General features: G+C 54.2%; 11 protein-coding genes and 2 pseudogenes. 4 read left to right on the top strand and 9 right to left on the bottom strand.

All coding sequences use genetic code 11. The features are described from left to right. Positions 1 to 6 precede the first annotated feature (6 nt). On the bottom strand, positions 7 to 1,053 hold the full coding sequence (locus HLB35_RS10430) for a DUF3549 family protein (protein WP_171702536.1): 1,047 nt from the start codon (positions 1,051 to 1,053) through the stop codon (positions 7 to 9). 307 nt (positions 1,054 to 1,360) lie between these two features. On the opposite strand from HLB35_RS10430, the gene HLB35_RS10425 reads away from it, so the two are divergent. After that, positions 1,361 to 1,693 (top strand): YqcC family protein, encoded by a 333-nt coding sequence (locus tag HLB35_RS10425; RefSeq protein ID WP_171702535.1) that lies wholly within the window; start codon positions 1,361 to 1,363, stop codon positions 1,691 to 1,693. A gap of 67 nt (positions 1,694 to 1,760) precedes the next feature. Here the strand turns inward: HLB35_RS10425 and HLB35_RS10420 are convergent, their stop codons facing one another. The 4 genes and pseudogenes from HLB35_RS10420 to HLB35_RS10405 form a co-directional block, all read right to left on the bottom strand. Continuing rightward, positions 1,761 to 2,387, bottom strand: coding sequence for an OmpW/AlkL family protein (locus tag HLB35_RS10420; RefSeq protein ID WP_171702534.1), 627 nt, complete (start codon positions 2,385 to 2,387; stop codon positions 1,761 to 1,763). 199 nt (positions 2,388 to 2,586) lie between these two features. After that, a pseudogene (putA, locus tag HLB35_RS10415) lies at positions 2,587 to 5,774 on the bottom strand (bifunctional proline dehydrogenase/L-glutamate gamma-semialdehyde dehydrogenase PutA). Between the two features lie 153 nt (positions 5,775 to 5,927). Continuing rightward, positions 5,928 to 6,754: pseudogene (locus tag HLB35_RS10410) on the bottom strand (AraC family transcriptional regulator). A 23-nt stretch (positions 6,755 to 6,777) separates the two neighbouring features. Beyond that, entirely contained in the window at positions 6,778 to 7,137 is a 360-nt protein-coding gene (locus HLB35_RS10405) for a hypothetical protein (RefSeq protein ID WP_171702533.1), read from the bottom strand. Positions 7,138 to 7,662: 525 nt separating this feature from the next. Here HLB35_RS10405 and HLB35_RS18410 point away from each other — a divergent pair. Genes HLB35_RS18410 through HLB35_RS18400 form a run of 3 tightly spaced genes read left to right on the top strand, consistent with a single transcriptional unit; the run spans position 7,663 to position 10,126 of the window. Further along, the gene (locus HLB35_RS18410; RefSeq protein WP_328731566.1) at positions 7,663 to 8,232 is read left to right on the top strand and encodes a DEAD/DEAH box helicase; all 570 of its coding nucleotides are present in this window, start codon (positions 7,663 to 7,665) and stop codon (positions 8,230 to 8,232) included. Beyond that, a complete protein-coding gene (locus tag HLB35_RS18405) occupies positions 8,229 to 8,780 on the top strand; it encodes a helicase-related protein (protein ID WP_328731565.1) in 552 nt (183 codons plus the stop codon). The genes HLB35_RS18410 and HLB35_RS18405 overlap by 4 nt, the downstream gene beginning before the upstream one ends. Beyond that, a complete protein-coding gene (locus HLB35_RS18400; protein WP_328731563.1) occupies positions 8,777 to 10,126 on the top strand; it encodes an ATP-dependent helicase C-terminal domain-containing protein in 1,350 nt (449 codons plus the stop codon). Before HLB35_RS18405 ends, HLB35_RS18400 begins: the two co-directional genes overlap by 4 nt. Here the strand turns inward: HLB35_RS18400 and HLB35_RS10395 are convergent. The 4 genes from HLB35_RS10395 to HLB35_RS10380 form a co-directional block, all read right to left on the bottom strand. Next, positions 10,123 to 12,867, bottom strand: a complete 2,745-nt coding sequence (locus tag HLB35_RS10395; RefSeq protein WP_171702532.1) for a cation-translocating P-type ATPase — start codon at positions 12,865 to 12,867, stop codon at positions 10,123 to 10,125. The genes HLB35_RS18400 and HLB35_RS10395 overlap by 4 nt on opposite strands. Positions 12,868 to 12,945: 78 nt before the next feature. Continuing rightward, positions 12,946 to 13,278, bottom strand: coding sequence for a DUF6482 family protein (locus HLB35_RS10390; protein ID WP_171702531.1), 333 nt, complete (start codon positions 13,276 to 13,278; stop codon positions 12,946 to 12,948). A 10-nt stretch (positions 13,279 to 13,288) separates the two neighbouring features. Further along, a complete protein-coding gene (locus HLB35_RS18395) occupies positions 13,289 to 13,579 on the bottom strand; it encodes a hypothetical protein (protein WP_328731559.1) in 291 nt (96 codons plus the stop codon). A gap of 146 nt (positions 13,580 to 13,725) precedes the next feature. Next, on the bottom strand, positions 13,726 to 14,112 hold the full coding sequence (locus HLB35_RS10380; protein ID WP_171702530.1) for a hypothetical protein: 387 nt from the start codon (positions 14,110 to 14,112) through the stop codon (positions 13,726 to 13,728). Positions 14,113 to 14,200: the final 88 nt, after the last annotated feature.

The following is a 14,200-nucleotide window of genomic DNA, read 5'->3' as shown; positions in this document are numbered from 1 at the left end:
TCCTCCTCAGTCTTGCGCACTGGCGGCGTGCGGCGCTAATGCAGCCAAACGTTGTTGTAAGGTTGACCCATTGGGAGCCTCTTTAAGGAACATTATGACGGGCAAGCGCAAACGGGGAATCAACGCTAGATCACGAATCACAGCGCCGAAGTCCGTGCGAGGGTCTTCGGCCAGGCGCTCAAGAAATAGCGGTAACCTTTGACCGTCTTCCAGGTGTATCCACCCGCGCCCTGCAATGGCGGCCAGTGTATCAGGCCCGCTGGCAGCTGTATCCTCCAGCAGCCCGGAATACCACTGGGCTGCTAGCACGCTGGAGGTGCTGCCCACGGCGCGAATACAGGCGCACAGTGACTCGATATCCCCCGTCTGGGATGACTGCTCCCCGCGCTCAATCAAGGCGCTGACAAGGCCCTCACTAAGGATAAGATGCTCAAGACAGTAGGCAAGCGCATGCAGCAGTTCAGCCGGCATATCTGGCAGGGCGTCAATCAGCTGCTGAACCTGGCTGGCATCCATGCGTACTGTAAAATCGGCAATTCCCTGCAGCCCAAGCGCCTGCCAGTCAATGGTCATCTGCTGGCTGAAATAGGCTTCCACAAGCTCAAGGTGCTGGCTGGCAGCTAGCACCAGTTGTTGTGTTGCTTGAGCATTCAGCATCGCCTGAAAATGCGTCGAAGGTGTGAAGGCCAGCGGGTTGTCTTGCATTAAATGTTCAATTTCTTCACCCTTGCCGCTACCGAGGTTTTGGGCATTGCGCCCCAGAGTTTCCAGCAGACGCTGCAAAAAGGCATCACGCTGGCCTGGCGACAGATAGCCCTGCTCATCAAGCGGCAGTGCCAGAAACCAGATGGCGGGTTCTGGCATGTTGCCCAGCTGAAAGACGATACCCAGCCGTGCCTGAGCTTGCCAGGGTTCTGGCCAGGGCGCTTCCAGGCTTTCCAGGGCGGCCAGAGTATCTCGTGGGCAGGCCGTCACTCTACGTCCCATATGGAACAGCAGAATATCTGCGCCGCTGCGTTCAAAAAAACCAGTGAGTGTTGTAATCGGTTGCATAGCATCCTTCCGTATTTCAGGCGAGCACTTTACCGCGCCATACGCTGCGTGTCAGCTAGCGGATTGAAAAGTATAAAAAGTGATGCGGATCGGTGTGGTCAAAAATTAAACACTCGCTGTAGCCGCCCGTGTTGAAAGGCTTTTCGCCATCTTTCCATAGGTTATCCACAGTCTCTTGCAGGTTTTCTGTGCATTGCCTGGATACCTAGCGCAGCGCCCCGATTTAGCGCTGTGTGGTGGTACAGAAAGTACCATCCTGGGATAATAATCATTAGGTATCACCGTAGTGACAATCAGAGGTAAGGCAATGACGGTTCATCAACAGCTTTCACAGGCCCTTGACGAGTTAGAAGAGACGCTAAGAGCATCACATCTGTGGCAGGTTGAAACTCCAGATCAAGAGGCAATGCTGAGTCAACAGCCTTTTTGCGTCGATACAATGTCATTGCCGCAGTGGCTGCGCTTTGTCTTTATTCAGCGCTTGCAGGCACTGGCTGATGCCGGTGAGGCCATGCCTGCAAAATGTGAGGTGGCCCCGGCGGTGGCGGTTTATCTGCAGCAGGAAAAACTTGGCTCATCTGATCAGCAGCGCGTTGTCAAAGCGGTTGAACGAGTGGATTATCTGGTGACCCAGAACTGAAGGCACAGGCATTAAACGAAAAAGCCCGCCGTGGCATAGCCATGGCGGGCTTTTCTATGGATGTAGCTTAGAAACGGTAGCTCAGGCCACCCATGACCACCAACGGGTCGATGTTAACGGTGCCTGCGTCATTGCCAGCAACTTTGGCATCGGTATCAATATCGATATACCAGGCCGCTGCGTTAAGTGCCCAGTTATCATCAATCAGCAGATCAATGCCAACCTGGCCGGCCGCGCCCCAGGAATCATCTAGTTCAAGGGATGCAATTTCTAACGACTCATCATCAAAGGTGGTGTAGTTGATACCTGCGCCTACATAGGGCTGTACGCGTGATTCAGTGCCGCCAAGCGGGTAGTACTGAAGCGTCAGGGTTGGTGGCAAGTGTTTGGTCGATGCAATATTGCCGCCATTCAGTGCAATATCATGCTCAAAGGGCAGTGCGGCCAAAAGCTCAACGCCGAGTTTGTCATGGAAGCGGTAACCCATGGTAAATGCAAACTGGGTTTCGTCATCGACGTCAACATTAAAAGCACCGTCTGCAAGTGTGCCGTTGTCGTTTTTAGGGTCGACGTTGGCGGCACCGAAACGCGTGAAGAAATCACCCTGGCCATAAGCCATAGCCTGCGTGCTGGCAGTGACGGCAACGGCAGCAAGGCCAGCAGCAAGAAGAGTCGGCAGAGTAAATTTGCGCATGGGATCTAACTCCTAGTGTGTATCTATCGGTCATCATGGAATAACCGCTGTGTGCATGATTAGCAGTGTAACGGCTCTTTAAAGCCGTGTTATTGATCCAGCGCAATTCTTGGTTGGCTTTTAATAACATTAAAAAGCCACCCTGGCGGGTGGCTTGATAGAACATATATGCAAGCAAGGCCTGTGAACGGGATGAGGCTTATTCGTCGTCAAGCGCCAGCAGTGAGGCGTTGCCCCCGAGGGCCGCCGTATTATTGGTAATAGTTTTTTCCGTCGCAAAGCGGTAAAGGTAGTGCGGGCCACCTGCCTTGGGGCCTGTGCCAGAAAGCCCCTGGCCGCCGAAAGGCTGAACCCCGACAACGGCACCTATGATATTGCGGTTGATATAGACGTTACCAACGCGCATCCGGCGGGCAATATCAGCCGCAAAGGATTCATTGCGGCTGTGAACCCCGAACGTCAATCCATAGCCTCGGGCATTGATTTCATCAATGACCTTATCAAGCTGGCTGGCCTTGTAGCGCACAATATGCAGGATAGGGCCAAACTGCTCCCGGGTCAGGCTGTCAATGCTGTCAATATTAAAGGCAACCGGGGCAATATAGGTGCCATTCTCAGTGTGCTCAGCAGCCAAAGGCGTTTCGGCCACCAGGCGACCTTCACTCTTGAGCGCATCAATATGTGCTTGAAGGCCCTTGCGGGCATCTTCATCGATGACCGGGCCAACATCTGTACCCAGTTGGCGCGGATCGCCGACATGCAGCTCGTTCATGGCCCCCTTGAGAATGCTGGTCACTCGATCAGCCACATCGTCCTGGACATAAAGTACCCGCAATGCCGAGCAGCGCTGACCAGCACTCTGGAAGGCGGATTGATGACATCAACGACCACCTGTTCAGGCAGGGCGGTGGAGTCGACAATCATGGCATTCATGCCCCCGGTCTCGGCGATCAAGGCAGGCAAGGGGGCATTTTCACGTGCTGCCAGCGCACGATTGATAATCTGCGCTGTATCGGTACCTCCGGTAAATACAACGCCCGTCACGCGAGGGTCTGAGGTCAGTACACTTCCCACAGTGGGGCCATCGCCTGGGAGTAGTTGGACAACATCACGCGGCATGCCCGCTTCGTAGAGCAGCTCAATAACACGGTGAGCCACGATAGACGTCTGTTCAGCGGGTTTGGCCAGCACGGTATTGCCAGCTACTGCAGCCGCCACGACCTGGCCGCAGAAAATGGCCACCGGGAAGTTCCAGGGGCTGATAGCCGCAAAGACACCACGCCCCCCATTACAAGATGGTTGGATTCACCGGTGGGGCCTGGCAGTTCAATCGGCTTGCCAAAGCCTTCCTCAGCGCGCATGGCGTAGTAGTAGCAGAAGTCGACGGCTTCGCGGATTTCGTCCACGCCGTCGGTCAGCAGTTTGCCCCCTTCACGTGAACACAGGGTCATCAGCTCAGCCATGTTGGCTTCCATCAGCTCACCAAGGCGAACCAGAATGGCCGCGCGTTCTGCCACCGGCGTGGCATCCCAGCGGGGAAAGGCTGCCCAGGCGGCATCCAGTGCTTTGGTAGCCTGTTGGCTGGTCGTCCACTGTACGCTGCCCAGTACCTTACGACGGTCATAGGGGCTGGTCACGCTATGGGTGTTGGCAGTGTCGTCAGCGACATCAAACGCCAGTAGTGGTCTGGCCTGATAGGTTTTATCCATAAACGTATCCATCTTCTCCATTAGCGGGTAGAAGTGGCTACGGATATTAAGATTGACCCCGCGCGAGTTGCGGCGCTTTTTACCGAAGATATCCTTAGGTAGCGGGATGCGCGTATTAACTAGGGAGTCATACTGGCGCAAGGTTTCCACCGGATGCTGGCACAGCGATTCCACCGGCACATCCGGGTCAACCAGCTGATGGACGAAGGAGGAGTTGGCACCGTTTTCCAGCAGACGCCGCACCAGATAGGGCAGCAGATCCTTGTGGGCGCCGACAGGGGCGTAAATGCGGCAGTAAGTGCCTTCAGGCGCTCTGGTCAGAGCTACATCATAAAGGGCTTCACCCATGCCATGCAGGCGCTGGAACTCAAAGGCGCGATCGTCGGCATTGGCGAGTTCAAGAATGGTGGTGACGGTGTGCGCATTATGGGTGGCAAACTGTGGGAAGATACGCCCCTTGGTGTCGTTGGACAGCAAGAACTGCGCGCACGCCAGGTAGGCGACATCGGTAGCTGCCTTGCGGGTGAACACCGGATAACCCTCAACGCCAAGCTGCTGGGATTCCTTGATTTCAGTATCCCAGTAGGCGCCCTTCACCAGTCGCAGCGGAATCTCATCACCCTGTTGTTCGGCGAGGCGATTAATATAATGCAAGACTGGCAGGGCACGTTTGGCATAGGCCTGCACGACCAGGCCGAAATGTCCCCAGCCCTTAACGGCATCGCTGGTATAGACAGCGCGGAAGACTTCCAGCGACAGCTCCAGGCGGTCAACTTCTTCAGCATCAATAGTTACGGCAACATTCAGGCTGCGTGCCTTGGTGACCAGTTTGATCACCGTATCGACCAGTTCCGCCAATACCTGTTCGCGACGGCCAAATTCATAGCGGGGATGCAAGGCAGACAGCTTGATGGACACCGACGGGGCTGGCGTCCTGGCGCCCAGTGTCTTACAGGTTTTACCTACCTGCCCAATGGCGTGGGCGTAGTCGTCAAAATAGCGTTTGGCATCGTCACGGGTACGCGCCGCTTCGCCAAGCATATCGTATGAATAGGTGTAGCCCTTATTGAACAGCGGCCTGGAACGCTTGAGTGCTTCGTCGATATCGCGGCCAACAAAACTGCTTACCCATCACCTTCATGGCTTCCACCATGGCACGCCGAATGACGGGCTCACCAAGGCGGTTAACCATGCGGTTGATAAAATGCGCAGGGCGACCTTCTTTGGGGTGATCCAGCTTGAGCACCCGGCCGGTCATCAATAGCCCCCAGGTCGACGCGTTCACCATCCAGGATTCACTCTTACCCAGATGTGCCTGCCAGTCGGCCGGGCCAAGACGGTCTTCAATCAGCGCATCGGCGGTGTCTTTGTCAGGAATACGCAGCATGGCTTCGGCCAGGCACATCAACATCAGACCTTCATGAGTATCCAGGCTGTACTGCTGGAGTAACTCATCAATCGTATCAACCGCCGTATCCATCTTGCGCACGTCGCGCACTAGTGCTGCTGTGTTCGCTTCAATGCGAGCAAAGTCGTCACGGTCTGCATTGAGCAGTTTGATCAGTTCATTGACGAAACTTTCTTCATCAACAGCATAATGATCGCTTACACGGGTCATTAGCGTATCAAGATCTGTTTGCCAAATGGCAGGGTCGCGCAGTTTCTTAGCGTTGAGCATTGAAGCCCCCAGAAGTCAGAGCAGGAACGAAAGGGACATAAGGGCATGGAGCCCAAAGTTAACAATCGAATGTAGAGGGCAACGCGTTTGCCTGTGTGTCTAAAACATGGCAAAACATGTCCATTTCAAGGCAAACGCACTGAATATACTACTTTAGTAGAGAGTTTTGTGCCCGGAAAGGGCTCTGCGTGGATGGGGTGAAACTGTGGCAGCAGGGGCCGGACCGTCCTGGCGCAGCTGGCGAGGCGACATGCCAAAGCTGCGTTTGAACGCATGGGAGAGGGTGCTCTGATTGGCGAAGCCGGTTTGCACGGCAATATCGGCCAAGGGGAGACGGCTTTGCATGATCAGTTGACGCGCTGCGCTCAGGCGTTGCCGCCGCACGTACTGCCAGGGGAGAGGCCGGTTTGCAGACGAAAACGCTCAGAAAAATGCGCTTCACTCAGGCAAGCTAATCTGGCCAGATCGGCAACGCGTAGCTCGTCAGCAAGATGGTGCTGTATATAACGATTGATCTGGCTCATGTTCAAGCGCTCGTGGTGGGTCTGGGCATTTTCCCCCAGGCGCGCCTTTAATGAACCAAGCAGGGTGCTCGCCAAGCGATCATGCTGAAAGGTATTAGTGTCATTGACGCTATGAGCAATCTCGCTTTCTACAAAAGCAAGATAGTGGCGTAACGGGTCATCAAGGGAGAAAAAACGCGGCGCGTCAAACAGAGCCACAAGTTCGCGCTGTTCACCGGACAGGGCAGGGGCATCTTCCGGCAGGTCCAGAATCAACTGGCGGTTTTTGGCATTTCCCGAGTAATAATGTTCATGGTTGGCAGGTACAATGCAGCCGGAAAAAGGATTGATCAGCCCGCCCAGACCTTCAATTTCAAACTCGGCGGTACCACACATGGTGATCACGATCTGGTGAAAATCGTGAGAATGATGGTGCGTCACGGCATCTAACGGTAACTGACGAATCTTACTGGGCATGATGAGGTCCTCATGCAGGCATATTATGGACGGTGTAATGCTGTGTGAGCCGCGAGGTGGTCACGTAAAGCCTGGAGTTCGGCTTTGCCTTCCTTGTCCAGCAGTGATTTGCCCTGGGCAAGCTGCCAGTGTCGTCCATGCTGATCCATCAAGCGTCCAGCGCGGCGACGCACGCCATCCAAATATTCATTATGTCGAATGGGGTAGCCAATAATGGCATTCCATTCTGTCTCATTGATCTCGCTTTCCAGTGCTTTATCAAACAGATTCAACAGGTCTTCAGGCTCGGTTCTATAACGCGGCGTACCAGATGTCAGCAGGATGGCCAGCACCCCGCCAATCACCAATACGCAAACACCTAAAACAAGTAAGTAGAGCGCCATACGGATGCTCCTGAATGAAAAGCATGAATCCTATCTGATACTTCAGTATACCCTTGTGGCGGCAAAGGAGAAAATTGCATTAAGAGCGAACTTTCCTGCAGCACAGTGTCTTATGTATAGCAAGCCAACACGGCGACGATAGTTGCTAGCAGTGTTGACGAGTAACCTTAATTGGTTTCATGTTTTCGATCCCTTGCTTAAGCTGCTCCCTGAGCAGCTTTTTTTTGCCTAAAAATTAGAGGATTAGTGTTGTAAGCGGGTAGTGCAACAATGGTGCCTGCGAGCAGCTCAGGTTTCATCAATGGCCTTTAAAATGGGTTTTCATCGCTCCTTGGCATCATTATAAGCCAGCGTTGAACAGCGTTGGAGACAACGGGCAGCCGTGTACACATTCAGAGCAACAAAAATGCAATCGGCGTCCGTCAATGATGGTTTAGGCTGAATGAAGCGCCGCGAATTGCTAATGCCGCAATGCCGGTTACGGGGCCGTGTAACGGTAGAATGACTCTTTCAATGAGAATTGTAATGCGAAACGATGATGTCACCAGTCTGCCTGTTGATGCACACCTTGACGATGTAGCAGCGGCCTTGTCCTGTTCCTCGCGTCTTATATTGGTGGCCCAGCCCGGCGCGGGTAAAACTACCCGGGTTCCATTAGCATTGCTTCAACAATCGTGGGCAAATGGCCAGAAAATTCTGCTCTTGGAACCACGGCGTGTCGCGGCACGCCTGGCGGCTACCTTTATGGCACAACAGTTGGAAGAAAGCGTGGGTGATACCCTTGGTTACCGCATGCGTGGCGAAACCCGCTGTGGCCCGTCAACTCGGCTTGAAGTGGTCACCCAGGGAGTGCTGACGCGAATGCTTCAGGAAGACCCTTTCCTGGAAGGAGTGGCCTGCATCATTTTCGATGAGTATCACGAGCGCAGTCTGGAAGCGGATCTGGGCCTGGCGCTGGCGCTGGATATTCAGCACAGTGTGCGGGAAGATCTGCGCCTAGTGGTGATGTCAGCCACCCTGGATAGGGCTGCGTTGCGCCAGTTGATGGGCGAAAGCACCCCACTGATTGAGTTGCCGGACGGCAATATCCGGTGACGACCGTCTATCGCCCCTGCGCTAACAGAACCCCGATTGATGCCCACTGTGCTGATGTCGTGAGTGAAGCGCTGAACGAAAATGAGGAAGGCGATATCCTGGTTATCCTGCCGGGAGTGAATGAGATTGAGAAAACCGCCAGAAAGCTTGCAGCCCGGAACATTGATGCCCTCGTCGCATCTTTGCATGGGCGTATGCCGCTCAACGAACAGCGGGCGGCGTTAACTCGGGTGCCTGGTCAGCAGAGAGTGATTCTGGCCACGGCCATTGTTGAATCAAGCGTAACCGTTGCAGGCGTGAACTGTGTGATTGATGCGGGGCTTGAACGTGTGCCTGTCTATCAGCATCGCAGTGGTGTGGGGCGCCTTGAAACCCGGCGTGTCAATCGTGCCAGTGCTGATCAGCGGCGTGGCCGGGCGGGGCGTCAAGGGCCGGGCATCTGCTATCGTCTATGGGCCAAGGAGCAGCCTTTGCCGGCGCATCGAGAGCCGGAAGTGCAGCAAGCCGATTTAACAAGCCTGGTGTTTGAACTGGCTCGCTGGGGGTGAATGATCCTGAACAACTGGCATGGATGACACCGCCGCCGCAGGGCGCCTGGCGCAGCGGCCAGCAGAGATTGCGTCAGCTAGGGGTGCTGGATCATCGCTATCAGTTGACGACGCTTGGCCAGCAGTGTGGTCGCTGGCCGCTGCCGCCACGTCTGGCCGTCATGCTTGAAGGCGCTTCACGCTTTAATGCTGTGTCGCTGGCGTGCCTATTGGCAGCGTTACTGCAAAGTGGCGAACGCTTAGGGCCACACCCTGAGCAAATGCTGGCGCAAGCCCTGGCAGCGCCCACCAAAAAACCAACTGCCTGGTATCAGGAGGCCCAACGCTTGGCAAGAATTGCCGGTGTCGAGTTAAACGATGGGAAGTCACTGGCTGCCTTGGGCACCTTGTTGGCCCTGGCCTATCCGGAGCGTATCGGTTATCCGCTAGCCCCAGGGCGGTTCCAGCTTGCCAATGGCATCATTGCTGAAATGCCTCTGGATAACCCTCTGGCCCATCAAACCTGGCTGCTGGTCGTTGACTGGCACGAACGCCAGGGAAGCCAGCGCATCATTTCTGCTTTGAGGGTAGAAGGTGATGTGATCGCATCTCTTTTTCCAGAAATAACGCAATGGCAGTCACAGGTTTACTGGTCTGAACAGGAGGGTAAGTTGATTGCGCGCGAGGTTCAGGCCTTGGGCGCGATTGAGTTGGCAAGCCGTCCTTCGTCTAGCCGCTTGCCAAGGGCACAGATAGATCAAGCCCTGGTTGAGGCGATACAGCGGCGTGGTTACCTATCGAGATGTAATGCCTTTCTTCAGCTGCAAGGACGTATGCAGCTACTCAGGGAGCATGACCCGGAGTTCGATTGGCCGGATTGGTCAGACGCCAGCCTACTTGAGGCACTACAGGACTGGCTGGTGCCATACTTCAATGGCTTGGAGCGTCTGAGCGCAGTTGATCAACTGTCGTTTGGGAATATATTACTTGAAACCCTGAGCTGGGAGGCGCGTAAGCGGCTGGATGGCCAAGTGCCGGCGGAATTGAAGGTGCCAGCAGGGAGATGTTTGACGTTGGACTATCGACCCTGCAGGGATGGGCAGCCGCCCGTTCTGGCAGCCAAGTTGCAGGAGCTGTTTGGGTGGCAAGCAACGCCCTCGCTGGTTAACAACAGGGTCAAGGTACTGGTGCACCTGCTTTCACCCGCAGGTCGTCCACTGCAGGTAACACAAGACCTTGCGCACTTCTGGCAGAACGGTTACGCCGAAGTGCGCAAGGAGATGAGAGGGCGCTATCCCAAACATCCCTGGCCCGAAAATCCGCTGACAGCTGACCCTACTTCATTCACCAAGCGCCGTCAGGGTTAGCTCTGGCGGCGGCGCCAGATACTTTTCTCCATCTCAACGGCCAAATAAACCAGCACACTAATGCCTACAATGGCCAGCCAATGGCTTAACGCCAACCCTTCGCTGCCAAAAATCAACTGCATGAAGGGCAGGTAGGTAAAGGCCATCTGCAGCACCATAATCAACCCAATGGCAATCCATACCGGGCGGCTGCCGAAAATACCCTTTATAGACAGCGTGCTGTTGAGCAGGAAGCGGCTATTGATCAGATAGGCGGCACTGCCGGTCACCAGCATATTGACGGCGCCAGCGCGAGCGAGTTCGTCGCTGCCGCCTTGTTGGTGAATCCAGGTAAAGATTCCAAACACGCCAACCAGCAATAGGAGGGAGACAAAAACCACCCGCCACAGCAGGAAGAAATCCAGCAAGGGAGCCTTGGGATCACGCGGTTTGCGCAACATCAGGTCTTTTTCACCCTGCTCAAAGGCCAGTGCCAGGCCGAGGGTGACGGCAACCACCATGTTCACCCAGAGTGCCTGTAAAGGGGTAACCGGCAGCATTGAGCCGAACAACACCGCCAGCATAATAGCCAAACCTTGGGCACCATTGGTGGGCAGAATAAAGGTAATGGTTTTACGAATGTTATCGTAAACCTTTCGACCTTCTTCAACAGCGCTAACAATGGTGGCGAAGTTATCGTCTGCCAGTACCATTTCTGCCGCATCCTTGGCGGCTTCTGTACCTTGGATGCCCATGGCAACGCCAACATCGGCGCGTTTCAGAGCAGGGCCGTCGTTGACCCCATCACCGGTCATGGAGCACACGCCACCGCGTGACTGCATCGCTTGAACAAGGCGTAGTTTGTGTTCAGGGGAAGCGCGAGCATAGACATCAATATCCAGAATGATGTCCTCGAGCTGGCTGTCTGACATGCTTTCAATTTCACGTCCGGTCAGCGCTCGCTGGGTTTTTTCGAACCCCAGCTGGCGGGCAATGGCCAATGCCGTTGTGGCATGGTCGCCGGTAATCATGACCGGCCGAATACCGGCTTTCTGGCAACGTGTGACCGCTTCAATGGCCTCCTGGCGCGGGGGATCGAGCAACCCGATAATACCCAGTAGGCGAAGATCGCCTTGGACATGATGATGGTCCAGGCCATCCACAGGAGAGGTAAGCTTGTCTGCAATGGCCAGTACCCGCAGGCCTCGCGATGAAAGCTCGTGAATGCGCTCCTCCCAGCGTTGATGATCAAGTTTAACATCACCTTGCTTTGAATAAGCGCTAGCACACATTTCAAGCAAGCGGTCAGGGGCACCTTTGACAAACAGCCGCTGTTGGCCTTCATCATGATCATGCAGGGTGGCCATGTACTTGTGTTCTGATTCGAAAGGAATAGCGTCCACACGCGAGATGTGATCACGCATGCTGTGTGCCTGGATGCCCGCCTTGGCGGCAGCCACTACCAGCGCACCCTCAGTTGGGTCACCAAAAATCTGATGACGACCATCTTTATTGGCAAGCTCGCTGTCATTACATAATACCGCTGCATTCAGAAAATCAGCCAGAGCACTTTCATTGTCTAGCTTGACGGCTTCTGCTGACGTTTGACCGTCCGGTTGTACATAATGGAAGTCGCCTTCAGGGGCAAAGCCAATGCCATCAATGGCATATTGCTGATCATGCATCCAAATGGCCTGGGCGGTCATCTCGTTGCGGGTCAGAGTGCCCGTCTTGTCTGAAAAAATGGTGGAAATGGAGCCAAGTGTTTCAACGGCAGGTAAGCGGCGCACGATGGCATTGCGTTTTGCCATGCTCTGGACGCCCAAGGCAAGACCGATGGTAACAATTGCTGGCAGCCCTTCCGGAATGGCTGCAACGGCAAGGCCGACGGCCGCCATGAACATTTCACTGGCCGGTTGCTGATGAATCAGAACACCCAGCACTGCCGTGATGGCGGCAGCGGTCAGAATAAATACCGCGAGTACGCGCCCGGCCCGGTCAAGCTGCTGTAATAAAGGCGTCTTGAGTTTTTCAACACCGCGTAACAGCTCGGATATCTTACCAATCTCGGTGTGGCTGCCAGTTTCTACCACCAACCCACGGGCACTACCCTGCACAACAATGGTGCTGGCGTAGGCCATGCCACGGCGTTCGGCAAGGTCGGCATCTTCAGCCACCGTTTCGGTATGTTTTTCAACCGGCACGGATTCACCGGTCAATGCGGCTTCTTCGGTTCTCAAGCGGCGTGCTTCCAGCAAGCGTAAATCCGCTGGTACCCGATCGCCGCTCTCAACCAGTACGATATCACCTGGTACAAGATCTTCAGCAGGGACGCTAGTACGATGGCCGTCACGTAGTACATTGGCTTGGGGAGAGAGCATATTACGTATGCTGTCGAGGGCTTGTTCTGCTTTACCCTCCTGAATAAAGCCGATCAGAGCGATAATGACGACGACGCCGACGATGGCCGCCGCATCAATGCTATGCCCAAGCAAAAAGCTCGCCACTGCCGCCACTAGCAAAATCAGCATCAGTACGTTGTTAAATTGTTCTAGTAACCGCCTTGTCCAGTGTCGCCCCTGCTGTTGCTGAAGCTGGTTGGGGCCTACATCGGCCAAACGCTGTTGAGCTTCCTCTCTGGTTAAGCCATTGGACGACACTTTCAGTCTGGTGAGGGCATCTTCAGTATTGATGCTGTGCCAGGCGGTTCTGGCTGTTGTGTCCTTAGCCGCTGCGGAAGTGCCCTTAGATTGGTTAGCCATCTGAACTCCCTGCGATGATGAATATAGATTAACTATAATCCTCATCATGTTGCACTGCAGTGATCCAGTGCAAGGAGTTTATCGAGTTTCAAAACTTACTCTGGTGCCGTGTGCCATCATCTCTTCAGGAGACGGAACGCTAGCAGTAGCACCGACCATTTCATCGGCCACTGATGACCAGGTCAGGGTCGCATGTGTAAAACCCAGTGGGCGCAAAGCACGGCTCACCCACTGGGTGCCTGTAAAGCGACACGTTTCACCCGTATCGTCTACCAGCGTGAAAACGGTCTGATTGCTGTCATGGAGCCTTACAAAATACCAGCCTAGATCCAGCGCCTGAATTTCGATCTGGTAGTGGTCAGTGCGGTTTTTCTGGCGAGCGAGTTGATCAAGGGTCATCGTGTCAGACATGGCGATTTATCTACTCCTGAAGTTCTTTTTTAGGGGGCACCTCTCCCGGTAGCCTGTATTGTGTACCGGTTTGAATATCTTCTTCATAACGGCTGTTTTCTTCCTCGGCAGGTACGCCTAGCACCGTCTTCTGTGATCCGTCCGGCCAGGTGTAGGTGGTGCATCCTGCTAAGGTGGTAAAGCTAATCAAAACAATAAGACAAGCAAGTCCTGGCCGTTTTCTGGGAGCGGCGGATGAAGAAAGTGTGTTTGAACGTGAAACAAGGGTACTTGATTGGGGTAATGTGTTGTCAGATGGCAAGAGCTGTTTCCTGTAATAAAGGAACCGCCTGGACACCCAATGGTCAGGCGATTCTGGTGATGTTTCAGGCCGCTTTTGAGTGCAAACCCTAGAGTGTATTAAACCATTACGCCAGGGTCTTTCATGTCAGTCAAAAGTTTAACAGGTTACAGTTCCTCCCAAAGTGAGCGCCTAAACTCATGGCTGAGTTCTGTCGCCTTATGTAGCCTTGTCACTTGTGCGTCGGTAAGCGTTTGTACAACTTCATGATAACAATCGGCAATTTTACGGTTGCTTTCCGGCGTACCTGAAGCATTCATCATGCACTGCGCCATTTTTTCATGGCTGGCGGTGATGGCTTGAAAAAACTGCATTTCAGCCTGCATTGCCTGAGACATGCTCTCCATCCATGCCTGTTGGATTTTAGCGAAAGGTTGCATGGCCTGGGAGCTTTGCTCGGTCCACCAGTTCAATAGCGGTTGGCTTGCATCAAACCAAGGGGTCATAGTTGCTAAGGGTGCCCAAGGGTTGGTAGGGGTATTTTGAGTCGTCATGACAGCCTCCTCACGTCTTGCTTAGTGTGCAGAAATGATTTTCTGTTCTCCTTATAAGTGTAGCCAATCAGAGCTTTTCTGATGATAT

It is taken from the genome of Vreelandella azerica (assembly GCF_013112225.1).
Taxonomy (GTDB): Bacteria; Pseudomonadota; Gammaproteobacteria; order Pseudomonadales; family Halomonadaceae; genus Vreelandella; species Vreelandella azerica.
The sequence above is the reverse complement of the archived record's forward strand: the minus strand, read 5'-3'. Positions and strand labels throughout refer to the sequence as shown.